The sequence below is a fragment of the Rhodococcus sp. NCIMB 12038 genome, from assembly GCF_002165735.1.
GTDB lineage: Bacteria > Actinomycetota > Actinomycetes > Mycobacteriales > Mycobacteriaceae > Rhodococcus_F.
Window position 1 is genome coordinate 176,339 of record NZ_NHML01000005.1, and the last position, 25,875, is coordinate 202,213.

General features: G+C 68.6%; 24 protein-coding genes. 2 read left to right on the forward strand and 22 right to left on the reverse strand.

Going from position 1 to position 25,875, the window contains the following annotated elements; all coding sequences use genetic code 11:
* Positions 1-33 precede the first annotated feature (33 nt).
* Entirely contained in the window at positions 34-1,050 is a 1,017-nt protein-coding gene (locus CA951_RS09130) for a serine hydrolase (protein ID WP_087556761.1), read from the forward strand.
* Positions 1,051-1,072: 22 nt separating this feature from the next.
* Here the strand turns inward: CA951_RS09130 and trmD are convergent, their stop codons facing one another.
* The 14 genes from trmD to CA951_RS09200 form a co-directional block, all read right to left on the reverse strand.
* Positions 1,073-1,765 carry a tRNA (guanosine(37)-N1)-methyltransferase TrmD gene (gene trmD / locus CA951_RS09135; RefSeq protein WP_087556539.1) on the reverse strand — a complete coding sequence of 231 codons (693 nt, stop codon included), beginning with the start codon at positions 1,763-1,765 and terminating at the stop codon, positions 1,073-1,075.
* Positions 1,766-1,775: 10 nt separating this feature from the next.
* Positions 1,776-2,327, reverse strand: a complete 552-nt coding sequence (gene rimM / locus CA951_RS09140; protein ID WP_087556540.1) for a ribosome maturation factor RimM — start codon at positions 2,325-2,327, stop codon at positions 1,776-1,778.
* A gap of 14 nt (positions 2,328-2,341) precedes the next feature.
* The gene (locus CA951_RS09145) at positions 2,342-2,584 is read right to left on the reverse strand and encodes an RNA-binding protein (protein WP_005240479.1); all 243 of its coding nucleotides are present in this window, start codon (positions 2,582-2,584) and stop codon (positions 2,342-2,344) included.
* Positions 2,581-3,042 (reverse strand): 30S ribosomal protein S16, encoded by a 462-nt coding sequence (gene rpsP, locus CA951_RS09150; RefSeq protein ID WP_005240477.1) that lies wholly within the window; start codon positions 3,040-3,042, stop codon positions 2,581-2,583. Before rpsP ends, CA951_RS09145 begins: the two co-directional genes overlap by 4 nt.
* Before the next feature lie 179 nt (positions 3,043-3,221).
* Positions 3,222-4,307, reverse strand: coding sequence for an amidohydrolase family protein (locus CA951_RS09155; protein ID WP_087556541.1), 1,086 nt, complete (start codon positions 4,305-4,307; stop codon positions 3,222-3,224).
* A gap of 3 nt (positions 4,308-4,310) precedes the next feature.
* Complete coding sequence (gene ffh / locus CA951_RS09160; RefSeq protein ID WP_087556542.1) at positions 4,311-5,897, reverse strand: signal recognition particle protein; 1,587 nt, start codon at positions 5,895-5,897, stop codon at positions 4,311-4,313.
* A 76-nt stretch (positions 5,898-5,973) separates the two neighbouring features.
* Positions 5,974-8,526, reverse strand: a complete 2,553-nt coding sequence (locus CA951_RS09165; protein ID WP_087556543.1) for a [protein-PII] uridylyltransferase — start codon at positions 8,524-8,526, stop codon at positions 5,974-5,976.
* On the reverse strand, positions 8,516-8,854 hold the full coding sequence (locus tag CA951_RS09170; protein ID WP_005240467.1) for a P-II family nitrogen regulator: 339 nt from the start codon (positions 8,852-8,854) through the stop codon (positions 8,516-8,518). The genes CA951_RS09165 and CA951_RS09170 overlap by 11 nt, the downstream gene beginning before the upstream one ends.
* A 4-nt stretch (positions 8,855-8,858) precedes the next feature.
* Complete coding sequence (locus CA951_RS09175; protein ID WP_087556544.1) at positions 8,859-10,226, reverse strand: ammonium transporter; 1,368 nt, start codon at positions 10,224-10,226, stop codon at positions 8,859-8,861.
* Positions 10,227-10,437: 211 nt separating this feature from the next.
* Positions 10,438-11,820: a signal recognition particle-docking protein FtsY gene (ftsY, locus tag CA951_RS09180; protein WP_179220157.1), complete on the reverse strand. Its 1,383-nt coding sequence runs from the start codon at positions 11,818-11,820 to the stop codon at positions 10,438-10,440.
* Positions 11,821-11,886: 66 nt separating this feature from the next.
* Positions 11,887-15,492 (reverse strand): chromosome segregation protein SMC, encoded by a 3,606-nt coding sequence (smc, locus tag CA951_RS09185; protein WP_087556545.1) that lies wholly within the window; start codon positions 15,490-15,492, stop codon positions 11,887-11,889.
* A 22-nt stretch (positions 15,493-15,514) separates the two neighbouring features.
* The gene (locus CA951_RS09190; protein ID WP_255314957.1) at positions 15,515-15,784 is read right to left on the reverse strand and encodes an acylphosphatase; all 270 of its coding nucleotides are present in this window, start codon (positions 15,782-15,784) and stop codon (positions 15,515-15,517) included.
* Between the two features lie 5 nt (positions 15,785-15,789).
* Entirely contained in the window at positions 15,790-16,719 is a 930-nt protein-coding gene (locus CA951_RS09195) for a hypothetical protein (RefSeq protein WP_087556546.1), read from the reverse strand.
* Complete coding sequence (locus CA951_RS09200; RefSeq protein WP_087556547.1) at positions 16,719-17,159, reverse strand: OsmC family protein; 441 nt, start codon at positions 17,157-17,159, stop codon at positions 16,719-16,721. The genes CA951_RS09195 and CA951_RS09200 overlap by 1 nt, the downstream gene beginning before the upstream one ends.
* 147 nt (positions 17,160-17,306) lie before the next feature.
* Here CA951_RS09200 and CA951_RS09205 point away from each other — a divergent pair, with 147 nt between their 5' ends.
* Positions 17,307-18,011, forward strand: a complete 705-nt coding sequence (locus CA951_RS09205; protein WP_087556548.1) for a pyridoxamine 5'-phosphate oxidase family protein — start codon at positions 17,307-17,309, stop codon at positions 18,009-18,011.
* Here the strand turns inward: CA951_RS09205 and mutM are convergent.
* The 8 genes from mutM to CA951_RS09245 all read right to left on the reverse strand — a co-directional run bounded on the left by mutM (position 17,962) and on the right by CA951_RS09245 (position 25,837).
* Positions 17,962-18,831 (reverse strand): bifunctional DNA-formamidopyrimidine glycosylase/DNA-(apurinic or apyrimidinic site) lyase, encoded by an 870-nt coding sequence (gene mutM, locus CA951_RS09210; RefSeq protein ID WP_087556549.1) that lies wholly within the window; start codon positions 18,829-18,831, stop codon positions 17,962-17,964. The genes CA951_RS09205 and mutM overlap by 50 nt on opposite strands.
* The gene (gene rnc, locus CA951_RS09215; protein ID WP_072937778.1) at positions 18,824-19,582 is read right to left on the reverse strand and encodes a ribonuclease III; all 759 of its coding nucleotides are present in this window, start codon (positions 19,580-19,582) and stop codon (positions 18,824-18,826) included. The genes mutM and rnc overlap by 8 nt, the downstream gene beginning before the upstream one ends.
* A gap of 19 nt (positions 19,583-19,601) precedes the next feature.
* Positions 19,602-19,784 (reverse strand): 50S ribosomal protein L32, encoded by a 183-nt coding sequence (gene rpmF, locus CA951_RS09220; RefSeq protein WP_005240446.1) that lies wholly within the window; start codon positions 19,782-19,784, stop codon positions 19,602-19,604.
* Between the two features lie 2 nt (positions 19,785-19,786).
* Positions 19,787-20,347, reverse strand: coding sequence for a DUF177 domain-containing protein (locus CA951_RS09225; RefSeq protein ID WP_087556550.1), 561 nt, complete (start codon positions 20,345-20,347; stop codon positions 19,787-19,789).
* Positions 20,348-20,496: 149 nt separating this feature from the next.
* A complete protein-coding gene (locus tag CA951_RS09230; protein WP_087556551.1) occupies positions 20,497-21,270 on the reverse strand; it encodes a DivIVA domain-containing protein in 774 nt (257 codons plus the stop codon).
* A gap of 108 nt (positions 21,271-21,378) precedes the next feature.
* Entirely contained in the window at positions 21,379-21,873 is a 495-nt protein-coding gene (coaD, locus tag CA951_RS09235) for a pantetheine-phosphate adenylyltransferase (RefSeq protein ID WP_015890262.1), read from the reverse strand.
* On the reverse strand, positions 21,870-22,436 hold the full coding sequence (gene rsmD / locus CA951_RS09240) for a 16S rRNA (guanine(966)-N(2))-methyltransferase RsmD (protein WP_087556552.1): 567 nt from the start codon (positions 22,434-22,436) through the stop codon (positions 21,870-21,872). Before rsmD ends, coaD begins: the two co-directional genes overlap by 4 nt.
* Positions 22,433-25,837, reverse strand: a complete 3,405-nt coding sequence (locus CA951_RS09245) for a pyruvate carboxylase (protein WP_087556553.1) — start codon at positions 25,835-25,837, stop codon at positions 22,433-22,435. The genes rsmD and CA951_RS09245 overlap by 4 nt, the downstream gene beginning before the upstream one ends.
* Positions 25,838-25,875: the final 38 nt, after the last annotated feature.

Sequence of the window (25,875 nt, forward strand, 5' to 3'; positions counted from 1 at the left end):
TTCATGTCCAGGCTGATCCGCTGCCTGACGGTCATGGTCTTCCTGCTGGGTGCGACGCAGGCCTGCACCATCCCGACCGAGACGAACTCCGTGGTCGACATCCCGGCGACCTCACCGGCGGTCGCGACCCCCGACCTTCTCCCTTCCGAGGAACCCGCCAAGGAACCTGCCGGTGACGGCGTGACCGTGAGCCCGGAGCCGTTCCCCTCCGAGCGGGTCCCCGTCTCCGCACCCCTCGCCGACCGCATCTCGACGGCGGTCGCGACGGCGGCGGCCGAGCGCGGCGCCGACATGTCGATCGCCGTCCTGGACCGGGCCACCGGCAGCTATCTGGAGGACGCCGCAACCGAACCGGTCGAAACGGCGTCGCTGGCCAAGCTCTTCATCGCCGCCCAGATGTACCACCTCGACGCGCTCGGTGAGCGGCCGCTGTCCGACTTCGACCGTCTCCTGCTGGAACGGATGCTCGAATCCTCCGACGACGACGCGGCCAACACGCTCTGGGACGATCTCGGCGGTTCGGACCTGGTCGTCGACGTCGCCCGGCGATACGGGCTCGCCGCCACCACACCGCCCTGGGACGGATTGTGGTGGAACACCGAGACGACCGCCGCCGATCTCGTGACGTTCTACACCGGGCTTCTCGACGACCGCGACGGCCTCGGCCCGGCGCGCATCGCCGAGTTCGTCGGCTACCTGCGCGCGACGACACCCGAGGGCATCGACGGCTACGACCAGCGGTTCGGCATCCCCGACGGGTTGCCGGGCGAGACCGTCGTCGGGGTGAAGCAGGGCTGGATGTGCTGTGTGGGTGATCGGTGGATCCACGTGTCGACCGGGGTGATCGGGGAGGACAACCGCTACATCGTGGCCGTCGCGTCTCGGGAGGACATCCGGTACGAGGACGACGAGGAGTCGTATCCGGACACCGCGATCACGGATGTCACCGAGGATTCGAGTGCGCAGCATGCACGGGACACGATGACCGGGTTCGTGAAGTCCGTGTTCCCCACCGGGGTCGTCGACGACTGGGCGCGGCCCCAGGGTTAGCACCCTGGCCTCGGAAATCGTTTCAGGGCAACAGGTCCGGGCGACGTTCGGCGGTGCGCTGCAGCGACTGCTCGCGTCGCCACGCCGCCACCTTCGCGTGGTCGCCCGACAGGAGGACGGGCGGGACGTCGAGTCCGCGCCATGTGGCGGGCCGGGTGTAGCTGGGACCTTCGAGGAGGCCGTCGGAGAACGAATCCTCTTGGTGCGATTGCTGATTGCCGAGAACGCCGGGAATCAGGCGCACGAACGCCTCCGTCATCACCAGCACCGCCGCTTCCCCGCCGATGAGGACGTAGTCGCCGATGCTCACCTCTTCGACGCGAACGCGTCGGGCGGCGTCGTCGAATACCCGCTGATCGATGCCTTCGTAACGCCCGCAGGCGAAGACGATGTGCTTCTCCCCCGCCCAGCGCTCGGCGGTGGCCTGCGTGAACGGAACGCCGGCGGGTGTGGGGACGACGAGCAGCGTGTCGGCGTCGTCGTCACCGGCGGCGAGGACGTCGTCCAGCGCGGGCCCCCACACGGTGGGCTTCATGACCATCCCCGGCCCGCCGCCGTACGGCGAATCGTCGACCGCCTTGTGGACGTCGTGCGTCCAATCCCGCAGATCGTGCACCTCGACGGAAATGAGGCCCTTGTCGATGGCCTTGCCGAGCAACGCTGCGCGAAGCGGTTCGAGGTATTCGGGAAAGATGGTGACCACGTCGAGGCGCATGCCTGCCGACTCACTTCCCGTCGGTGGATTCACCGAAGTCGGGATCGAGCAGCCCTTCCGGCGGATCGATCAGGACGACACCGTCGGCCACGGACACCGACGTGACGATCGCGGCCACGAACGGGACCAGCAGTTCGCCGGACTGTTCACCGGCCCGACGGACGGAGAGCAATTCGCCTGCCGCGGAATGCAATACCTCGATGACGGTACCCACCTCGGTGCCGTCCGCGAGGCGCACCGACAGTCCCTCGAGTTCGTGATCGTAGAACTCGTCGGGGTCGTCGGAGGGCACCAGTTCTGCGGTGTCGATGACGAACAGCGTGCCCCGCAGGGCATCCGCGGCAGTGCGATCCGGGACGCCCTCGAGGCGCAGCAGAAGCCGCCCGGAATGCTCCCGGGCGGCTTCCACCGTGTACGTACTCACAGTCTGCTCGCGCGGCTTGTGTCCCCGCAGCACGGCACCCACGGCGAATCGATCCCCGGGTTCGTCGGTGCGAACCTCGACCACGATCTCACCCTTGATGCCGTGCGACTTGGCGACACGGCCGACCACGAGCTCCACTGTTGTAAGGCCCTCTACTGATCGGTGTCGACGACGTCGACGCGGATCCCGCGGCCACCGATACCGGAGACCAGCGTGCGCAGAGCGGTCGCGGTGCGACCACCGCGACCGATGACCTTGCCGAGATCGTCAGGGTTGACGTGCACCTCGACAGTGCGCCCCCGACGCCCGGTGATCAGCTCGACACGAACGTCGTCGGGGTTGGCGACGATGCCACGAACGAGGTGCTCCACGGCATCGGCGACGACGGCACTCACTTGTCAGCAGCCTCGGACTCTGCAGCAGCCTCGGCGGGAGCGTCGGCAGCAGCCTCGGCGTCCTCGGCCTTCGCCTTCTTCTTCTTGGGCGTGATGGCCTCGCCGACGGGCTCGTTCTCGGCCTGCGCGAGCGCAGCCTGGAACAGCTCCAGCTTGGACGGCTTGGCTTCCTTGACCCGGAGGGTGCCCTCGGCGCCCGGCAGGCCCTTGAACTTCTGCCAGTCACCGGTGATCTTGAGGATGGCCTCGACGGGCTCGGTGGGCTGGGCGCCGACGCCGAGCCAGTACTGAGCGCGCTCGGAATCGACCTCGATCAGCGAGGGCTCTTCCTTGGGGTGGTACTTGCCGATGGTCTCGATCGCACGGCCGTTGCGGCGGGTGCGGGAGTCGGCGACGACGATGCGGTACTGCGGGTTCCGGATCTTGCCGAGCCGGGTGAGCTTGATCTTGACAGCCACTGCTGTACTTCTCCTTCAGTGCGCACACGAATGTGCCCACATGTCACGTGCAATTCGGCGACGCGCAGGAATAGCGCGCCCGGTTTTGCCTCTAATCTGTGACCGCCGCGCGGTGCGTAACCGGATGCGACGAACAGCGGTTCATTCTGCCAGACGAACCCCGGCAGGGGGAAACCAGGTCATCGGGTCTTGACGACGACGCCCCGCAACACCACGACGTCGGGTGCGGCGAGGGTGTCGCTGCTCGCGCGCGGGTCGTTCCGGAAGACCAGCAGATCGGCGGGCGCACCCGCTTCGACACCCGGATGTCCGAGCCACGCGCGCGCATCCCAGCACGCGGCGCCGAGCGCCTCGGACGGGGTGAGGCCGACCGCCTTCAGTTCCTCGACCTCGTCGGCGATGCGTCCGTGGACGATCGATCCGCCCGCGTCGGTGCCGGCGTAGATCGGGATCCCCGCGTCGTGGGCGGCACCGATCGTGTCCTTTACCCGCGAGTGCAGGTCGCGCATGTGTGCGGCGTAGACCGGGAACCGTGAGGCGGACTCGGCGATCTCCGGGAACGTCGCGATGTTGATCAGCGTCGGGACGAGCGCCGTCCCGTTCGACACCATCAGCTCGATCGTCTCGTCAGTGAGTCCGGTGCCGTGCTCGATGCAGTCGATTCCGGCGTTGATCAGGCCCGGAAGCGCATCCTCCGCGAAGACGTGCGCGGTGACACGCGCCCCTTCGCGGTGCGCCGCAGCGATCGCCTCGACCAGAATGTCGTCGCTCCACAGCGGCGCCAGGTCGCCCGTGGAGCGGTCGATCCAGTCGCCGACCAGCTTGACCCACCCGTCACCGGCCCGGGCCTGACGCACCACCTCGTCCGGCAACTGCGACTCGTCCTCGAGATCGACGGGCAGTCCGCGTATGTACCGCTTGGGGGCGGCGATGTGCTGTCCGGCGCGGACAATTTTCGGCAGGTCGGGGCGGTCGTCGACGAATCGGGTGTCGACCGGCGAACCGGCGTCGCGAATCAGCAGGACCCCACAGTCGCGCTCGGTCTCCGCCTGCGCGATCAACCCTTCGACGCTCTCGCCACCGCCACCGCCGAACTTGATGCCGACGTGGCAGTGGGCGTCGACGAGACCGGGAACGATCCACCCCGACTCGCAGACGGTCTCGGCGCCGGGAATCGGTTCCGTCGAGATCACACCGCCGTCGACCCAGAACTCGACCGGCTGTTCGTCGGGCAGACCGGTTCCCCGGAAGTGCAGTGCAGCCATCGGCTACTTCTTCGGCAGCTTCAGCTGGGACAGGTCGATGCCCTCGAGTCCGGGCGGCAATTCGTCGAGGCCCTTCGGCATGTTCGACAGGTCGGGCATCCCCGCGGGTAGACCTCCGGGCGGCATACCCGGGAACCCGCCGGGCAGGCCGCCGGGGAATCCTCCGCGCACCTTCGGCGGGGTCGGTCCCTTGCCACCCTTCTTGCCCTTCTTGCCCTTCTTGCTGCGCTGCGGCTTGCGGGCACCGGGCATGCCCATGCGCCCGGCCATCGCGGCCATCATCTTGCGGGCTTCGAAGAAGCGGTCCACGAGCTGGTTGACGTCGGAGACCTTCACGCCGGAACCGTTGGCGATCCGCAGCCTGCGGGAGGCGTTGATGATCTTCGGGTCGTCACGCTCGGCGGGGGTCATACCCCGGATGATCGCCTGCACCCGGTCGAGCTGCTTCTCGTCGACGTTCGCGAGAGCGTCCTTCATCTGCCCCGCACCCGGGAGCATGCCCAGGAGGTTGCCGATGGGGCCCATCTTGCGGACGGCCATCATCTGCTCGAGGAAGTCTTCGAGGGTCAGCTGGCCGGAGCCGATCTTCTGCGCGGTGGCCTCGGCCTGCTTCTGGTCGAAGACCTGCTCCGCCTGCTCGATGAGGCTGAGCACGTCACCCATGCCGAGGATGCGGCTGGCCATGCGGTCGGGGTGGAAGACGTCGAAGTCTTCGAGCTTCTCACCCGTGGACGCGAACAGGATCGGCTGCCCGGTGACCTCGCGGACGCTGAGCGCGGCGCCACCACGGGCGTCGCCGTCGAGCTTCGTGAGCACGACACCGGTGAATCCGACACCCTCGCGGAACGCCTCGGCGGTGCTGACCGCGTCCTGACCGATCATCGCGTCGAGGACGAAGATCGTCTCGTCGGGGTTCACGGCGTCGCGGATGCCCGCGGCCTGCGCCATCAGGTCGGCGTCGATACCCAGGCGACCCGCGGTGTCGACGATGACCACGTCGAACTGCTTGTTGCGGGCTTCCTCGACACCGGCCCTGGCCACCTCGACCGGGTCGGCCGCGGTGATGCCCAGTTCGTTGTCGCCGCCGCCGATGGACGTGCCGGGGTGCGGCGCGAACACCGTGGCTCCGGCGCGCTCACCGACGATCTGCAGCTGGGTGACGGCGCCGGGACGCTGCAGGTCGCAGGCGACGAGCAGCGGGGTGTGCCCCTGGTCGCGCAGCCACTTCGCGAGCTTGCCCGCGAGGGTGGTCTTACCGGAACCCTGCAGACCGGCGAGCATGATGACCGTCGGCGGCGTCTTGGCGAACACCAGCCGGCGGGTCTCGCCACCGAGGATCCCGACGAGTTCCTCGTTGACGATCTTGACGACCTGCTGCGCCGGGTTCAGCGCCGCCGAGACCTCGACGCCCTTGGCGCGTTCCTTGATCTTGGCGATGAACGAGCGGACGACGGGCAGCGCGACGTCTGCCTCGAGCAAGGCCAACCGGATCTCACGGCAGGTGGCATCGATGTCGGCTCCGGAAAGGCGACCCTTGCCACGCAGATCCTTGAGGGCTCCGGTCAACCTGTCGGAAAGGGATTCGAACACCGAGTGCGCTCCTGAAGTCATACGAGTGTGCGGTGGATATTCTCGGGCACCAGCCTAGCCGCTCACGTCCGGTCGTTCATTCTCCCCCGCTGCCCTCCTGCTTCTTCGGCTTCGTGAGCGGGACGACACCGAGGATCGCGCTCTCGACCTGTTCCCGGCTCGCCCTCGTGTCCCCGCCGCCCACATCGAGGCAGAACGAGTCGATCACCGACGAACCCAGCGTGGTCACCCGCGCCCACCGGACGTCCGCTCCGCACGTGTCGAACGCGTCGGCCAGCCTGCACAGCAGCCCCAGCCGGTCCTCGGCCCTGAGCTCGAGGATGACCTCTCCGGGCGACGCCGTGTCGAACCAGATGACCCGCGGCGGCGCCTGCGCGTACTGCACCGGAACCGCGGCCTCGCCGCGTTCCTCGACGGCAGCCACACGCTGGCTCTCGCGGGCCTCCTCCTCCTTGGCCGTGAGCATCTCCAGCAGGTTCAGCTCCCCCGCCAGCGCGCGGATCAGCTCCTGGCGCAGCAGTCCGGCCTGCGGCGGCGCCCCGAACCTCGGGGACACGACGAACGAGTTGACAGCCGAACCCTCGGCACCGCCCAGCGAGGCGGAGAAGACCCGCAGGGAGTGCAGCGCGAGCACGCCCGCCGCCTTCGACAGCAGACCCCGCTGGTCGGGGGCGATGACCGTCACCACATACGTGTGCGGACTGTCGGCGGGGACCAGTGCGACGTGCACGCCGCCCGTCGCCGCCAGCGCGACGTGCTCCGGATCGAGCGGATCCGGTGCGGGCAGCACCTCCCCCGCCATGACCAGACGGCAGCGGCGCACGAGTTCCCCGATGAGCGAGGACTTCCAGTCGCCCCACACCCCGGGACCGGTCGCCAGTGAATCCGCCTCCGCCAGCGCGTGCAGCAATTCCAGCAGGACGCCGTCACCGCCGAGCGCCTCGACCACCCTCTCGACCGTCGCGGGATCGTCGAGGTCCCGCCGCGTCGCGGTGTGCGGCAGCAGAAGATGGTGGCGCACGATCGCCGTCAGCAGCGCGACGTCGGACGGCCACAATCCGAGCCGCTTGCCGATCTGGGTGGCCAGTTCCGCGCCGACCACACTGTGGTCGCCGCCGCGGCCCTTGCCGATGTCGTGCAGCAGCGCGCCGAGCATCAGCAGATCCGGGCGGGCGACGCGGGTGGTGAACCCACTGGCGTAGGCGGCGGTCTCGACGAGGTGGCGATCCACCGTCCACGTGTGCACCGCATCCCGCGGCGGCAGGTCCCGGACGGCACCCCACTCGGGAAGCAGCCTGCCCCACAGTCCGGTGCGGTCGAGGGCCTCGATCGCGGCGACGGCCCGGCTACCGGTGCCGAGCATCACCAGCAGATCGTTCAGCGCCTCCTTGGGCCACGGCTCCCGCAACTCGGGGGCGTTGTCGGCCAGGCGATTCAGAGTGGACGCCGACATCGGCATCCCCGTCGTCGCCGACGCGGACGCGACCCGCAGCACGAGGCCGGGGTCCTTCGCGGGCCGGGCGTCGCGGGCCAGCACCACTTCACCGGCGTGCTCGACGACTCCCTCGTCGAGGGGCCGCCGCACCGGTGGACGGCGCAACCGCGCCAGACCACGCCGCGGCAGGGCGTGGCCTGCCGTCCGCACACCGACGTCGACGGAGTAGCTGATGGTGCGCGCGGCATCGCTGAGCATGCGCGCGAGGTCGAACCGATCACCGATCCGGAGTGCGGCGCCGATCTCGTCGGCGTCCTGCGCCCGCAACTGGTCGCGCGAGCGGCCCGCCACCCGGTGCAGTTCGGTGCGGACGTCGAGGAGCCGCCGGTGCGCGAGCGCCAATCCCCCGCCGGGCGACTCCGGGCCGAGTCCGGGCATGCCGTCGGTGAGCTGCGCAATGGACAGCGCGTTGAGCAACTGCACGTCCCGCAGTCCACCGCGACCGCTCTTGAGGTCGGGCTCGGCGCGGTGGGCGATCTGGCCGCTCCGTTCCCAGCGGGCCTGGGTCTGCTCGATGAGGCCGTCGAAGCGGTTGCGGATGTCGGTGCGCCACTGCCGGCGCACCCCGCTGATGAGCAGATTGGTGAGCTCGACGTCGCCGACGATGTGGCGTGCCTCGAGCATCCCCAGGGCCGCGGTGATGTCCGTGTCCGCCACCTGCAGTGCCTGAGGGATGGTGCGGACACTGTGGTCGAGCTTGATGTGCGCGTCCCACAACGGATACCAGAGCTGGTCCGCCACCTGCGCGACCACCGCCGGATCCATGTCGTCGTGGAGCAGGAGGAGGTCGAGATCCGAGTACGGCAGCATCTCCCGCCGACCGAGCCCCCCGACCGCGACGAGCGCGAAGCCGCTGTCCGGCTTGATGCCGAGTTCGGCACCCTTTGTGGTCAACCAGAACTCGTGCAGGTCGACGAGCGCGTGACGCAGCGCAGCCGCGTCGAGCCGCCGACCGTGACCTGCCGGATTCCTTGCGCCGGGGCCGGTCTCGGAGCCGCCGGTGAGCAGTTGCCTGCGTGCGCGGGCCAGGTCCGCCGCTTCGTCCGATCCGCCTGACGCAACCGGCCCTGGTTCCGTCGCCTTGGCGACGGGACCAGGGCCGGTCTTACCGGACCCGTTGGGGTCAGAGCGCATCCGCGCCGCGTTCCCCGGTGCGTACCCGGATGACCGACTCGACCGGGGAGACCCACACCTTGCCGTCACCGATCTTGCCGGTGCGTGCGGCCTCGACGATCACCTCGACGACCTTGTCCACAGCAGCGTCGTCCACGACGACCTCGACCCGGACCTTCGGTACGAAATCGACCGAGTACTCGGCGCCTCGGTAGACCTCGGTGTGGCCCTTCTGCCGGCCGTACCCCTGAACCTCACTGACGGTCATGCCCAGGACGCCCGCCTGCTCGAGTCCCGTCTTGACGTCCTCCAGAGTGAACGGCTTGACAATTGCTGTGATCAGCTTCATTTCCTCATCCCTCCTTGCCGGATACACGAGCGGCTGCCGAGTTTCCGCCGAGAGCGGCGAAATCGTAGGCGGTTTCTGCGTGTTCCGACTCGTCCACTCCAAGTGATTCACCCTCGTCGCTGAGCCGCAGCCCGATCGTGAACTTCACGATCAACGCGACGACGGCCGTACCGACGAGCGAGTAAAGCAGTACTGCTCCGGCGCCCACTGCCTGACGCCAGAGTTGGTCGAGGCCTCCACCATAGAACAGTCCGACCACACCCGCGGGCGCCTCAGACGTTGCGACCAGGCCGACCATCAGCGTTCCGACGATGCCACCGACCAGGTGAACACCGACGACGTCGAGCGAGTCGTCGAACCCGAAGCGGAACTTGAGACCGACGGCGAGCGCGCAGAGCGCTCCGGCCACGACGCCGATCGCAAGTGCGCCGACGACGTTCACCGAGGAGCAGGAAGGCGTGATGGCGACCAGGCCGGCCACGATTCCGGAAGCCGCGCCGAGCGTGGTGGCGTGACCGTCCCGAATGCGCTCGACCAGGAGCCAGGCGAGCATCGCCGCGCACGTTGCGATGACCGTCGTGATGAAGGTTGCGCCGGCGATTCCGTTGGACCCGACGGCCGAACCGGCGTTGAAGCCGAACCAGCCGAACCAGAGCAGGCCTGCACCGAGCATCACGAAGGGCAGATTGTGCGGACGGAACGGGGTTCCCGGCCATCCCTTGCGCTTGCCGAGGATGATCGCGAGTACGAGGCCGGCGGCGCCGGCATTGATGTGGACCGCGGTACCACCCGCGAAGTCGACCGCGGCGAGTTTGTTGGCGATCCAGCCGCCGGTCCCTGCGGTGACTCCGTCGAAGGCGAAGACCCAGTGCGCCACGGGGAAGTACACGACCGTCGCCCAGAGGCCGGCGAACAGCAGCCAGGGACCGAAGCGCAGGCGATCGGCGACGGCACCCGAGATGAGGGCGACCGTGATGATCGCGAACATGGCCTGGAACGCGACGAACACCGTCGCAGGGATGGTGCCGACGAGCGGGATCGCGGAATCGGCGATGACCGAACCGGCGTCGTCGGTCTCGGCGAGGTAGGAGCCGCCGAACAGTCCCTTGAGCCCGAAGTACTGGAACGGATCACCGACAAGGTTCCCCTTGTCCTCACCGAAAGCCATGGAGTAGCCGTAGAGAACCCACAGGATGCCGACGACACCCATCGCACTGATGCTCATCATGAGCATGTTCAGCACGCTCTTGGCCCGCACCATGCCGCCGTAGAAGAACGCAAGACCCGGAGTCATGAGCAACACGAGCGCGGCGCTGGTCAGCATCCACGCTGTATCCCCGGTGTCCGGTGCACCGATAGTGGGGAAATCCACCTTGAGCCTCCTCCTTCTCTGCCCAGCCGGTTGCGGCTGACGACCTGAGAAGAAGGGTGCTCAGTCGGTGTTTCGGCTGTGCCACTGCACTGTTTCGCGCACGTGAACGCATCGACCTATTGTGTTGCGTACACGTTTCGCCAGGCGATTTGCAGTCGGTTTCAGGTCCCCGGAGCCGTCCGGGACCCCGAGACGACCGCCGGATCCCCCTCTAACCGAGCAACGCGTCGACGAACGCGCCCGGCTCGAACGGCGCCAGATCGTCGGCACCCTCACCGAGTCCGACGAGCTTCACGGGGACCCCGAGTTCGTGCTGAACCTGGAACACGATGCCGCCCTTGGCGGTGCCGTCGAGCTTGGTGAGCACCACACCGGTGATGTCGACGACCTCGGCGAACACCCGCGCCTGCGCCAGGCCGTTCTGCCCGATGGTCGCGTCGAGGACCAGGAGGACGTCGTCGACCGACGCCTTCTTCTCGATGACCCGCTTGACCTTGCCGAGTTCGTCCATCAGGCCCGTCTTGGTGTGCAGCCTGCCCGCGGTGTCGATCAGCACGACGTCGACGCCGTTGTCGATCCCCTTGGCCACGGCGTCGAACGCGACGGCCGCCGGATCCGCGGCTTCCTTTCCGCGCACGACTTCGGCGCCGACCCGTTCGGCCCACGTCTGCAACTGGTCCGCGGCGGCCGCACGGAATGTGTCGGCGGCGCCCAGCAGGACGCGCCTGCCGTCGGCCACGAGAACACGCGCGAGCTTGCCCGTGGTGGTGGTCTTGCCGGTGCCGTTCACCCCGACGACGAGCAGGACCGCCGGGTGGTCGTCGTGCGGAAGGGCGCGGATGGAGCGGTCGAGTTCCGGACGGAGTTCGGCGACCAGGACCTCGCGCAGCAGTGCGCGGGCGTCGGCCTCGGTACGGACGCTGCGCGACGCCATCTGCTCGCGCAGCGACGTGACGATCTTCGTGGTGGTCGCCGAACCCAGGTCGGCGATGAGGAGCGTGTCCTCCACCTCTTCCCAGGAGTCCTCGTCGAGGTCGCCGCCGCCGAGCAGTCCCAGCAGGCTCTTGCCCACCGCCGACTGGGAGCGGGACAGACGCCCACGCAGACGGTCGAGCCGACCTTCGGTGGGGGCGATGACGTCGAGCGCGGGTGCCGCGGGAGCCGGTTCGGGCTCGGGAGTCGGCGCGACCTCGGGTTCCGGTTCGACCTCCGGGGCGACCACCGGTTCGTAGGTGACCGGCTCCGGCGGTGCCGCAGGCTTCTCCGGTGCCTTCTCCGGCGCGGGGGCCTTCTCCGGCTCCGGAGGCGCCACGACCTCCGGTTCGGGGGCGATCGTGGGTTCGGGCACCGGTGTGGGGAGTACGGGCTCCCGGGGCGGCGCCGTCGCCGTCGACCCCTGGCTGAAGTTGAAGCCGCCGTCGGCGCGATAACTGCCCGAACGGTCCTTCTCCGCCGTGGTGACCTGCGGGGTGTCCGGCGCCTTCAGGGAGATCCGGCGACGCCGATACAGCAGGGACCCGACGACGAGAACGACGAGAAGTACGGCCAGTGCGGCCGCGATGGCAATCCAAGCTCCGGTAGTCACGCCGCCCATTGTTTCAGGCTCCGGATTCCGTCGCGCACTGCCTCGCCGGGCGAACGGTCCCCGCCGGTGCCGGAATCAGGCGTCCGCGGCCGCCATGTCCTGGCCACGGAGCCGCTGGGAGATGACGGTGGTGATGCCGTCGCCGCGCATGCTGACGCCGTAGAGCGCGTCGGCCACCTCCATCGTCGGCTTCTGGTGGGTGATGACGATCAGCTGGGACTTCTCCCGCAGCTGCTCGAACAACCCGATGAGGCGACGCAGGTTGGTGTCGTCCAGCGCGGCCTCCACCTCGTCCATCACGTAGAAGGGGGACGGCCTGGCCCGGAAGATCGCCACGAGCATTGCCACGGCCGTGAGCGATTTCTCACCACCGGAGAGCAACGACAGCCGCTTGACCTTCTTGCCGGGGGGCCGGGCCTCCACCTCGATGCCGGTCGTCAGCATGTCGGACGGGTCGGTGAGCACCAGCCTGCCCTCGCCGCCGGGGAACAGTTTCGCGAAGACCTGCACGAATTCGCGTTCGACGTCCGCGTAGGCCTCGGTGAACACCTGCAGGATGCGGGCGTCGACGTCGGCGACGACACCGAGAAGGTCCTTGCGGGCGGTCTTCACGTCCTCGAGTTGTGTCGAGAGGAAGTTGTAACGCTCCTCGAGTGCGGCGAACTCCTCGAGCGCCAGCGGGTTGACCTTGCCGAGCGTCGCCAGGTCCTTCTCGGCACGTTTCGCGCGACGTTCCTGCGTGGTGCGGTCGTACGGAATCGGCGCGGGCATCGTGACCTGTTCGCCGCGCTCCTTCGCCTGCTCGTACTCCTCCATCTCGAGCGCGGACGGTGGGAGCGCCACGTCGGGACCGTATTCGGCGATCAGATCGTCCAGGCCGATCCCGTGCTGGTCGAGGATCGCCTCCTCGAGTTGTTCGATGCGCAGTGCGGCCTGCGCGCGGGCCACCTCGTCGCGATGCACGGCGTCGGTGAGCGACGCCAGCTGTCCGGTCAGCTGACGCACCCTCTCCTTCACCTGTTCGAGTTGGGTCGTCCGCTCGGTGCGGGCCCGGGCGAGATCGTCCCGGTGCGCCATCGCGGCGTCGACGACCTCACCGAGGTGCTCGGCGACCCGCTGTCCGGACTCGGCGACCGCCGCCGCGACGGCGGCCGCGTTCTGCCGGGCCTTCATCGCGCGTTCGGCCCGGGCACGCGCGTCGCGTTCCACCTGGGCGGCGCGGCGCAGCGAATCGGCCTTGCCGCGCACCGACTCGGCCCGTTCCTCGGCCGTCCGCACGGACAGCCGGGCCTCGACCTCCACGGCCCGCACTTCCGCCAGGGCCGCGGCCGCCATCTCCCGATCTATGCTCGTCGAATCGGAACCACCCGTGTCGGCGCCGGCGGGCGAGGCGTCCTGTTCCGCCATCCGCAGCCGTTCCTCGAGTTCTGCCAGCCCGGCCAGCGTGTCCTCGCGACCGCTCTCGGCCTTGTCTCGCTGCGCCATGAGCCGATCGGATTCGGCATGCGCGGCCCGGGCGGCCTGGCCGAGGCGGCCGAGGCGTTCGTAGATGGCCGACATCGCGGCGTCGGACTCGTTCAGCGCGGCCAGTGCCTGCTCGGCGTTCTCCTGGCGGTCGGCCTGTTCCGCGACGGCGCCGGACAGTGCCGCGGACAATTCCTCGGCGCGACGTTCGGCGCGAGCGAGGTCCTGCACCGAGTTGTCGATGGCGGCCTGGACCTCGAGGGTGCTCGGCTGGCGGTCGGAGCCGCCGCTCATCCAGCCCGCCCCGAGGAGATCTCCGTCGCGGGTGACGGCGCGCACGTCGGGTCTGCGCCGGACGTGTTCGACGGCGTCGTCGAGGCAGTCGACCACGACCACTCCGCCCAGGAGTGCCGCGAGCCCGGTCCGCAATTCGGCGGGGCAGTCGATGACGTCGACGGCCCACCGGGCGCCGGAATCCAGGTGCCCACCGTTCGGCACGGCTTGATCGGTGCCGATGACCAGGGACGCCCGGCCGCTGTCCGTCTCCTTCAGCGCACCGACCGCGCCGCGGGCGGCGTCGAGGGATTCGGCGACGACGGCGTCCGCGGCGGGACCCATCGCTGCCGCGACCGCACCTTCGTACCCCTTTTCGACGGTGATGAGGCCCCCGATCGGTCCCCGGATACCGTGCTCGCCCCGGTTCTCGACGAGCCAGCCTGCGCCGTCCTTGCGTTCGAGGCCCATCGACAGCGCGTCGATCCGGGCGCGCAGCGACGCCACTTCCTGCCCGGCGGCGCGTTCTTCGGCCTGGAGTTCGGTGACGCGTTCGGTGATCAGGCGCAGCGCCTCGACGGCACGCTCGTGGTGGGAGTCGAGCCCGAGTTCACCGGCGTCGAGGTCGCCGATCTCGTCCTGGACGACCTCGAACTCGGACTGCGCCGCGTCGCCGCGCCGTCGGGCCTCGTCGATCGCGACGGTCAGCCGCGACACTTCGGCGTCGACGGAGTCGGCGCGGGTGCGCAGGGTGTCGACCTGCCCGGACAGCCGGGCCAGGCCTTCACGGCGGTCGGCGATCGCGCGCACCGCCGCCATGTGGGCCCGTTCCGCGGCGGCGGCGGTCTCCTCCCCCAGCGCCAGTTGCTCCTTGGCCGCGTCCAGCGCCGCGCGGGCCATTTCGACGGCTTCGACGAGTTCCATTTCCTCCGCCGCGATCCGGTCGGCGCGGGCCTCCATCTCGTCCGGATCCTGACCGCGGTTCGCGGACGGCTCGGAGTCGAGGTGGCGCGCCCGCTCGCGGGCGATGCGGATGGTCGCGTTGACGCGCTCCGCGAGCGCCGACAGCTGGAACCACGTCTGCGCGGCCGCTTCCGCACCCGGTGTGAGCCTCGACAGTTCCTGCTCGTGCCGTCCCAGCTCGAGATTGGCCTCGTCGAGCGCCTCGGTGACCTGGTCGTGCTGTTCGCGGGCAACCTTCTCGTCCTGCGCCTGGTCGGCGAGCTCCTCACGCCGCGTCACCAAGTCGTCGGCGGCGAGCCGCAGCTTCGCGTCGCGGAGGTCGGCCTGCACGGTCTGCGCACGGCGGGCCACCTCGGCCTGCCGCCCGAGCGGTTTGAGCTGTCGGCGCAGTTCCGCCGTGAGGTCGTTCAGGCGCGCCAGGTTGGCCTGCATCGCGTCGAGTTTGCGGACCGCTTTTTCCTTGCGTTTGCGGTGCTTGAGCACCCCGGCGGCCTCTTCGATGAACGCGCGCCGGTCCTCCGGACGCGATTCGAGGATGGCGGCGAGGCGGCCCTGCCCGACGATCACGTGCATCTCCCGGCCGATACCGGAGTCGCTGAGCAGTTCCTGCACATCCATCAGCCGGCACGAGCTGCCGTTGATCTCGTATTCGCCGGCGCCGTCGCGGAACATGCGCCGGGTGATCGACACCTCGGAGTAGTCGATCGGCAAGGCGCCGTCGGAGTTGTCGATGGTCAGCGTCACCTCGGCACGCCCGAGGGGCGCCCGCCCGGCGGTGCCGGCGAAGATCACGTCTTCCATCTTGCCGCCGCGCAGCGCCTTCGCCCCCTGCTCACCCATCACCCAGGTGAGGGCGTCGACGACGTTGGACTTACCCGACCCGTTGGGCCCCACGACACAGGTGATTCCCGGCTCGAATCGCAGAGTCGTTGCGGACGCAAAGGATTTGAATCCCTTCAGCGTCAGACTCTTCAGATGCATGACGGAGAACTTTACCTTCGGTTCACCGTTCGACGAACCCGGTGAGGTCGCCGCGGGGGGAATCCCATTGCTCCACGACGAGATCCACCGCGCCCGGTGTGTCTCCCGACCGCAGCAGTGTCAGCAGGGTGTCCAGCTTGTCCCGGGGTCCCTCGGCGATGACGAGTACCCGGCCGTCCTTCTGGTTGGCCGCGTAACCGACGAGGCCGAGTTCGAGTGCGCGGGCGCGGGTCCACCACCGGAATCCGACACCCTGCACGTACCCGTGCACCCATGCGGTCATTCGCTCCATGTCCGTCACGACCGTTCGAGCTTGTAGATCTTCCCGGTGAAGCTGGTGGCGTAGAGCGCGTCCGGGTCCCAGCCCGGTCCGGCACCGAAGCGCACCGACGACACGAGGGGCAGCCCGGACGCCAGGGCGCAGCTCTCCCCCGTCGCCGGATCGACCCGGACCACCTTGCCGCCGCCGTTGTACGCGACGTACACGATGCCGTCCGGTCCGACGGTGAGGTCGTCGGCGGCGTTGAGCGGCCCGGAGCCGGGCAACTCCACGGACACGACAGGACCGCGGAGGTCGTCTTCGCGGAGGATGCGCAGCGTCGTGGTGGTGTCGAACGTCGTGACCGTGTAGACGTTGCCGTCGTGCACGGCGAGTCCGTCGACCGTTCCCAGATCGGTGCGCACGACCTCCGGTGTGTGGGGGTCCTCGGCCGGGACGCGGGTCAGTCCGGCCCCGGAGCCGAGATTCCGCGCGGTGAGGATGTCGCCGTTGCTCAGCCGGACGAGCCCGTTCGGCATCACCAGCCCCTCGGCCACGGTGCTCGTGTCACCGGTGTCGAGATTCACGACGTCGACGGTGCCGCTCGTCGAGCCCGTGACCCCGGAGGCGAAGGAGTTCCCCGTGGCGAAGTACGCGTCGGCGCCGTCCACGGCGATCCCGCCCGGCGACTCGACCTCCGGCACGATCGGGGTGACGGTGCCGTCGGGGCTGACCCCGTCCAGGGCTCCGCCGCCCACCAGACCCGTCCGCGACACCAGCATTGTGCCCGCGCCATCGAAGGCCAGGTTCTCGAGCACGCCCGCGCCGGACGTCACCTCCGACACGGACCACGGGGTGCAGGCGCCGCCGGGGGGCGAGAACGCGGGCCCGGCCGCAGCAGGCGCGACCACGAGCAGGCCCGCGCAGAGCACCGACCCGCCCGCGAGTGCGGCGAGCTCGCGACGCATCACTGTTCCTTCTCGACGGACAACGTCACTTTCGTCCCGGCCTTCAGCGTCCGCCCGACCGTGCACACCTTGTCGACCGACCGTTCCACGAGCGTGACCAGACGCGCCTGCGCGTCGGCGTCGAGTTCGCTGAGATCGAGCTCGAGCACCTCGTCGAGCTGCGGGTACACCTCGTTCTCCCGGTCGGCGGCGCCGGACACCCGGATGGTGGCCTCGTAGTTGTCGCCCAGGCGCCGCGACAGCGGGAAGTCCGAGCTCATTCCGCTGCACGCGGCGAGTGCGATCTTCAGAAGTTCCCCGGGGGTGAACACGCCCTCCACGCCCTCGGAGCCGATCAGGACCTCGGCGCCGCGGGAGCTGCGGCCGGTGTACAGCCGGGTGCCCGTTCGCTCGACCCACAGTGAAGTGGGCGCCGTCGTGTCGGAAGTCTGTTCTGCCATGCGCTCAATCCTGCCACCGATGGGCGCAACGCCAGGTAGGCGGGTGGGCGGCACCGGTTTCCACCGATTTGTGAACACCGATTCTCAGCAGCGGGAACCGGTGGGCCGTAGGGTGAACCGACCAACGACGCCGAGACGTAGCGGGGAATGCAGATGGGCCAGATCGGGAGTGCGGGAGAACGCCGACTTCAATCCGAGTTCGGCACCGGGGATCGTGCCGCCAAGTTCTACTCGGATCAGATGCTGGACCATCTCAATCCGACGATGATCGAGTTCGTCGGACGCCAGGAGATCGCGTTCATCGCCACCGCCGACGCGTCCGGCGAGTGCGACAACAGTCTGCGCGCCGGGACACCGGGATTCATGCACGTCATCGACTCGAAGACCCTCGCGTACCCGGAGTACCGCGGCAACGGTGTCATGGCGAGTCTCGGCAACATCCTGGAAAACCCGCACGTCGGAATCATTCTCGTGGACTTCGTGCAGGACCTCATCGGGCTGCACGTGAACGGTTCGGCCCGGATCGTCGACGACGAGGTCCTCCGCTCCGAGATCGCGGATCTGCCGGTGGACCACTCCGGCGGGCGGATCCCCGAACGCTGGGTGGTCGTGGACGTGGAGGAGGCATACATCCACTGCCGCAAACATATTCCGAGGATGGCACCGGTTCCCCGCCACCGTGAGTGGGGAACCGACGACGTGAAACGCAAGGGCGGCGACTACTTCGACGCCAAGGCGACGCCACGCCACGACGCCGACGGACAGGTCGCCGAAGAGCCCGTGCCCGCCGGGCTCACCCACGTCATCTCACCGGGCTTCTCCGTGGCGCCGGCTGGCACTTCGGGCAACTGAACGACGAGCGGTTCATGAACTTCTCCCGCCGGATCGCAGTGCCGCACCGCGGGCACGGCCGATCCTCCTGACCGTAGGCGGACAGAGAGCGGTCGAAGTAGCCCGACTCGCCGTTGACGTTCACGTACAGCGCGTCGAACGACGTGCCGCCCTGGGTGAGTGCCTCACGCATCACCTGTTGGGCGGCGGTGAGCACATCACGAATCCGGGGACCGGTCAGCCTGTCGGTGAGCCGATTTCCGTGGATCTGCGCGCGCCACAACGCCTCGTCCGCATAGATGTTGCCGATGCCGGAGACGACGGTCTGGTCCAGCAGCACACGTTTGATCTCGGTGTGCTTGCCGCGCACCACCTTCACGGTGGCCGCGAGATCGAAACGTGGATCCAGTGGGTCGCGGGCGATGTGCGCCACCGAGTCCGGCACGAGCGAACCGTCGACGTCGACGAGAGGCGCGAGTGCCCAGCCCCCGAACGTCCGCTGATCCACGAACCGGAGGTCGAGACCGGAATCGAGCCGGGCCCGGATACGCAGATGCTTCTCGGTCGGCAATTCCGGTGGCTGCACGAGCATTTGACCACTCATCCCGAGATGCACCACGAGAGCGACCGTGCTGGGTTCGAGGACCAGCCACAAATACTTTCCGCGGCGGTCGGCGCCCGCGATCCGTTCGCCGGTGAGCTGTCCGGCGAGGTCCGCGGCACCAGGCAGGTGACGCCGGATCGCCCGCGGGTGCAGGATGTCCACCGAATCGATGGACGCCCCCACGATGTGGCGTTCGAGTCCGCGCCGGACTACCTCGACTTCGGGTAGTTCAGGCACTGACGTCGTCGGTCGCTACGTCGGGTCCTGCGTCGGACAACGCATTCCACGCCGTGCTCGCAGCCTTCTGCTCGGCCTCTTTCTTGGAGCGGCCGATACCGACGCCGAGGGGCTTGCCGCCGACGATCACGGTGGCGGTGAACTCCTTGTCGTGATCCGGACCGGTCGCGGTGATCTCGTACGCCGGAACTCCGACGCCACGCTCCGCGGTCAGCTCCTGCAGGCTCGTCTTCCAGTCCAGGCCCGCGCCGAGGCGGGGAGCTCGCTGAAGGAGGTCGCTGAAGAGATCGAGCACGACGCGTCGCGCCGTCTCGATTCCGTGCTCGAGATGGATGGCGCCGAGAATCGACTCCATGCCGTCGGCCAGGATGCTCGGCTTGTCGCGGCCGCCGGTCATCTCCTCGCCCTTACCGAGCAGAAGATGGGCACCGAGACCGCCCTCACCGAGACTGCGCGCCACTTCCGCGAGCGCGTGCATGTTCACGATGCTCGCCCGAATCTTCGCGAGGTCGCCCTCGGATTTGTCGGGGTGCGCGAGGTAGAGCTTCTCCGTGACGGTGACTCCGAGTACGGAGTCACCGAGAAACTCGAGACGCTCGTTGGTGGGCAGGCCACCGTTCTCGTACGCATACGAGCGGTGCGTCAACGCCAGGGTGAGCAGTGAAGGCTCGATTTCTACGCCGAGGGCGGCGAGGAGGGAAGCATGATCCTCCTCGCCGCCGGCGGGTGTATTACTGATGTCGCTCGTCACAACGCCTCTCCGTGGAGAACTAGACGGCGGCAGTGACCTGGCGGCCCTTGTATGTGCCACACGACGGGCACGCGACGTGGGGCAGCGTCTTCTCGCCGCAGCCACGGTTGGGGCAGGTGACGAGGGTAGGCACAGTGGTCTTCCACTGGCTGCGACGCGACCTCGTGTTGGATCGCGACATTCTGCGCTTGGGGACAGCCACTTCTACTTCTCCTCGGCTTCGTTGTTCACAAGATTCTTGCTGGGTTCCGAATCCACGCCAAATTTGGCTGCAAGACCAGCCCAGCGAGGATCAAGTATGTCATGCCCGTGGCCAGATTCGGCAATCGCCAGGCGAACGCCACATTCTGGGCACAATCCTTGGCAGTCGTCACTGCAGAGCGGCTGCAACGGCAGTGCGAGGCCGACGGCGTCGATCACGACGGGTTCGAGGTCGATCTCGTCGTCGACGACGTGATAGACCTCCCCCTCCTCCGTGGTCTCTTCCGTGGCGCTGTCCGGGTACGCGAACAGTTCCGTGAGAGTCAGGTCCACCGCGTCGGAGAACGGCTCGAGACATCTCGAGCACTCCCCGACGGTGTCGGCTCGCAACGAACCGGTGACCAGGACCCCCTCGGATACGGCCTCCAACCGGAGATCCAGATCGATCTCCGATCCTTCCTCGATGGCGATCAGGTCGAGACCGATACGCCGTGGCGCCGTCACCACCCGTTCCACGGTGCGCATCGAACCGGGACGCCGGCCGAGTTTGACCGTGTCCAGCACGAAGTCCGCGTCCCGGCGGGAACGCGATGAGCTGTGGCGATGGGATGACAACAAACTTCACTTTCGAGAAAAGGGAAACGACAAAGGGCAACCACTCCACGATACGCAATGAGCGCGGCGGAGCCAAATTCGATCGGGAGTTCGGACGCTCAGCGGCGACGCTCGGCGCGGCGGTCGTCGACGTCGTAGTCGGAGGCGTAGTCGGGAACACCCGAACCCGTCCGCAACTGCTGACGACCCCGCCCCACGGACCGGACGGTGCCGTTGAGGAAGTCCTCGAACTCCGCGAGCTTCGTGTCGACGTACAGGTCGCAGTCCGAGCGGAGACGATCCGATTCGGCGTGCGCGGAGTCGATCACCCGCGCCGACTCGGCGTGCGCCGCCTGGACGACCTCCGTCTGCGAGACGAGCCGCGCCTGCTCGGCCGTGCCCTCCGCGACGGACCTCTCGTAGGACGCCTTGCCCGACTCGATCATGCGATCGGCCTCGGACCGCGCCCGACCAGTGAGTGCGTCGTACTCACGCCGGCCTTCGGCGACGGAGGACTCGGCCTCGGCGCGCGCGTCCGCGACCAACTGCTCGGCGTGCGCGCGGGCCTCGGCCACCATCCGGTCGGCCTGCGCCTTCGCGTCCGCCAGGATGCGGTCGGCGTCGTCGCGGGCGTTCTCGATGGTGGAGTTCGCTTCGGCGTTGGCGCTGGAGACGGTCTTCTCCGCATTGGCGCGGGCGTCCCCCACCAGCTTGTCCTTGTGGTCCAGGACGTCCTGGGCGTCGTCGAGTTCACCGGGAATCGCATCGCGCACGTCGTCCAGCAGTTCGAGGACGTCGCCGCGGGGAACCACGCAGCCGGCGGTCATCGGTACGCCGCGCGCCTCTTCGACAATCGCGACAAGTTCGTCGAGCGCCTCGAAAACCCGGTACACAAGCAACCCCAATCGTCCGTGACCCTCAGCAGGTCGGCGCAGCCTTCCTCGTGCAAGTCTGCACGACAGGACGCCGCGGGTGGGTCCTGGCAGCCGGTGTGTCGGGTATCAGCTGCTCTCGGCGGCGCGCTCGGCGATCCTCGTGAGAAGGCGGGCGTGCACCTTCTCGGGGAGCATGTCGGAGACGTCGCCACCGAAGGTGGCCACTTCCTTCACGAGCGAACTCGACAGGTAGCTGTAGGTGGGGTTGGTCGGGATGAAGAGGGTGTCGACACCACTGAGCTTCTGGTTCATCTGCGCCATCTGCAGCTCGTAGTCGAAGTCGTTGGCACCGCGAAGGCCCTTCACGATCGCCGTGATCCCTTGCTGCTTGGCGTAATCCACCAGCAGGCCGTGCCAGGAGGAGACCCGCACGTTGGGCAGATCAGCGGTCGAGTCTTCGAGCATCTCGATGCGTTCCTCGACGGTGAAGAGGCCACGCTTGTTCTTGTTGACCATGACCGTCACGATGACCTCGTCGAACTGCGCGGCAGCTCTGCCGATCACGTCAAGGTGGCCATTGGTCACAGGGTCGAAGGATCCGGGGCAGACAGCGCCAGTCATGAGTCCAGACCGTAGCAGGTTGCCAACTCGATTCTCGCCTCGCCGTACTTCTTCGCCTTGACGGGCGCGAAGCCGTCGGGCCAGGCCGTCTCGGGCGACCTCGACGACCGCTCGAGCACCACGATCGAGCCGTCACCGACCCAGCCGTTGACCCGCAGGTGACCGAGGACCGTCTGCACCGCCGCATCGTCGACGGCGTACGGCGGATCCGCCATCACCAGGTCATACGGCCGGTCGGCGGTGCCCGCGAGCACCGCAGCCACCGGGGCGCCGCGGACTTCCGCGCCGGGCAGACCGACCGTCGCCACGTTGTGCTTGATGACGCCCGCCGCCTTCGAGTCGGCTTCGACGAGGACGACGCGATCCGCACCCCGGGACAGCGCCTCGAGGCCGAGCGCCCCCGAGCCCGCGTAGAGATCGAGGACGGACGCGCCCTCGAGGTCCATCCTGCTGTGCAGCGCGCTGAACAATGCCTCGCGGACCCGGTCCGAGGTGGGCCGGGTCCCGCTCGGCGGGACCCGCAGGCGTCGACCGCCTGCGAGTCCCGCGATGATCCGAGTCACTCGCTCGCGGACTCCCCCGTCGCCACGACGGCGAGGAGGTCGCCGCCCTCCACCTGCTGGACCGATCCGATGGCCAGCCGGGTGACGGTGCCACCGCGGGGTGCGGTGATGGCCGCTTCCATCTTCATGGCCTCGATGGTGGCGATCGTGTCCCCTGCGGCGACGTGCTGGCCCTCGCTGACCGCGAGGGTCACCACACCGGCGAACGGCGCCGCCACGTGGCCGGGGTTGTTCTTGTCGGCCTTCTCCGCGGCGGGGATCTCACTCGAGATCGACCGGTCACGCACCGACACCGGACGCAACTGCCCGTTGAGGATGGCCATGACGGTGCGGTAGCCCCGCTCGTCGGGTTCGGAGATGGCCTCGAGCCCGATGAGCAGCTCGACACCCTGCGCGAGACGGACCCGGTGCTCGTCGCCGCGGCGCAAACCGTAGAAGAACTGGTTCGCCGACAGCTGCGAGGTGTCGCCGTACTTTTCCCGGTGCTCGAGGAATTCCTTCGTCGGGCCGGGGAACAGCAGCCGGTTCAGCGTCGCGCGGCGTTCCGCGGACGTGCCGGCGAGGGCCTTCTCGTCCTCCGCGGACAGCGGTACCTCGGGCTTGGCGTCACCGCGGCCCTCGAGCGCCCGGGTGCGGAACGGCTCCGGCCAGCCACCGGGCGGGGTGCCCAGTTCGCCGCGCAGGAACCCGACCACCGAGTCGGGGAGGTCGAACTTCGCGGGGTTCTCCTTGAACTCCTCGGTGGAGGCACCGGAGCCGACGAGGTGCAGGGCGAGGTCGCCGACCACCTTCGACGACGGCGTGACCTTCACAAGGCGGCCGAGCATCCGGTCGGCGGCCGCGTACTTGGCCTCGACCTCCTCGAACTTGTCGCCGAGCCCGAGGGCCACGGCCTGCGTGCGCAGGTTCGACAGCTGACCGCCCGGGATCTCGTGCGTGTAGACGCGCCCGGTGGGGGCGGGCAGCCCGGACTCGAACGGGGCGTAGACCTTGCGGAGCGCCTCCCAGTACGGCTCGAGGTCGCACACCGCCTGCAGATCCAGGCCGGTGTCGTGCTCCGAGTGCGCCGCCGCAGCCACGATCGCCGACAACGCCGGCTGGCTGGTGGTGCCGGCCAGGGCGGCCGAGGCGCCGTCGACGGCGTCCGCGCCGGCCTGCCATGCGGCCAGGTACGTCGCGAGCTGTCCGCCCGGGGTGTCGTGGGTGTGCACGTGCACGGGCAGGTCGAAGTTCTTGCGCAGCGCGGTCACCAGGGTGGTGGCGGCCGGGGCGCGGAGCAGTCCGGCCATGTCCTTGATCGCGATGATGTGCGCACCGGCCTCGACGATCTCCTCCGCCAGGCGCAGGTAGTAGTCGAGGGTGTACAGCTTCTCGTTCGGGTTCGACAAGTCGCCGGTGTATGACAGGGCCACCTCGGCGACCGAGGTGCCGGTCTCGCGGACCGCGTCGATGGCCGGCCGCATCTGGTCGACGTTGTTGAGGGCGTCGAAGATGCGGAAGATATCGATGCCGCTGTTGGTGGCCTCCTCGACGAACGCCCGCGTCACCTTCTCCGGGTACGGGGTGTACCCGACGGTGTTCCGGCCGCGCAGCAGCATCTGCAGGCAGATGTTGGGCACGGCCTCACGCAGCGCCGACAACCGGTACCAGGGGTCCTCGTGCAGGAACCGCAACGCCACGTCGTAGGTGGCACCGCCCCACGCCTCGATCGAGAGCAGTTCCGGCGTCATCCGGGCGACATGCCCGGCGACGTCGAGCAGACCGCTGGTGCGCACGCGGGTCGCGAGCAGCGACTGGTGGGCGTCGCGGAACGTGGTCTCGGTGACCGCGAGCGCCTTCTGCTCCCGCAGTGCCTTGGCGAATCCCTCCGGCCCGAGGGCGAGGAGCTTCTGGCGGCTGCCGTCCTGCGGCGGGGCGGACAGATCGATCTGGGGCAGCTTGTCGCGCGGGTACACCGACGACGGCCGCTCGCCGTGCGGCTTGTTGACCGTCACGTCGGCGAGGTAGGACAGGATCTTCGTGCCACGGTCGGCGGAGCTGCGCAGCGTGAGCAGCTCGGGGCGCTCCTCGATGAACGAGGTGGTGACCCGTCCCGCCTTGAAATCGGGGTCGTCGAGCACGGCCTGCAGGAACGGGATGTTCGTCGACACGCCGCGGATGCGGAACTCGGTGACCGCGCGGCGGGCCCGGGCCACGGCGGTTTCGAGGTCGCGGCCGCGGCAGGTGAGCTTGACGAGCATCGAATCGAAGTACGCGCCCACCTCGGCGCCGAGGGTGGCACCGCCGTCGAGACGGATGCCCGCACCGCCCGGTGTGCGGTACGCGGTGATCCGGCCGGTGTCCGGACGGAACCCGTTGGCCGGGTCCTCGGTGGTGATGCGGCACTGCAACGCCGCACCGCGGAGCTTGATCTTGTCCTGGCTCAGGCCCAGATCGGCGAGGGTCTCCCCCGACGCGATCCGCAGCTGCGACTGCACGAGGTCGACGTCGGTGACCTCTTCGGTGACGGTGTGCTCGACCTGGATGCGCGGGTTCATCTCGATGAACACGTGGTTGCCGCGGGTGTCGAGGAGGAACTCGACGGTGCCCGCACAGGAGTAGTTGATCTCCTTCGCGAACGCGACGGCGTCTGCGCAGATCTTCGCCCGCAGCTCTTCCGGAAGGTTCGGGGCCGGTGCTAGTTCGATGACCTTCTGGTGGCGACGCTGCAGCGAGCAGTCCCGCTCGAACAGGTGGATGACGTTGCCCTGACCGTCGGCCAGGATCTGGACCTCGATGTGCCGCGGGTCGACGACGGCCTGCTCGAGGAACACCGTCGGATCACCGAACGCCGATTCGGCCTCGCGGGCAGCGGCCTCGATGGACTCCTTCAGCTGCGCGCGCTCGGCGACCCGGCGCATGCCGCGGCCACCGCCGCCGGCGACGGCCTTCACGAACAGCGGGAACTGCATGGTCTCGGCCGCGGCCAGCAACTCGTCCACATCGGCGGACGGCTGCGACGACGCCAGCACCGGCAGACCGGCAGCCTTCGCCGCGGCGATCGCGCGTGCCTTGTTGCCGGTGAGCTCGAGCACCTCGGCGGAGGGACCGACGAACGTGATGCCCGCCTCGGCGCACGCGGCGGCGAGATCCGGGTTCTCGGAAAGGAAGCCGTAGCCGGGGTAGATGGCGTCGGCGCCTGCCTGCTTGGCCGCGGAGACGATCTCATCGACGGAGAGGTACGCCCGAACCGGGTGTCCCTCCTCGCCGATCTGATAACTCTCATCGGCCTTCAGACGGTGGATCGAGTTCCGATCCTCGTACGGGAACACCGCAACCGTTCCAGCACCTAGTTCGTAGGCGGCACGGAAAGCGCGGATCGCAATTTCGCCACGGTTGGCGACCAGGACTTTGGAGAACATTGGAGCAAACTACCCCGCCGAAGACGGCCGTGGAGAAC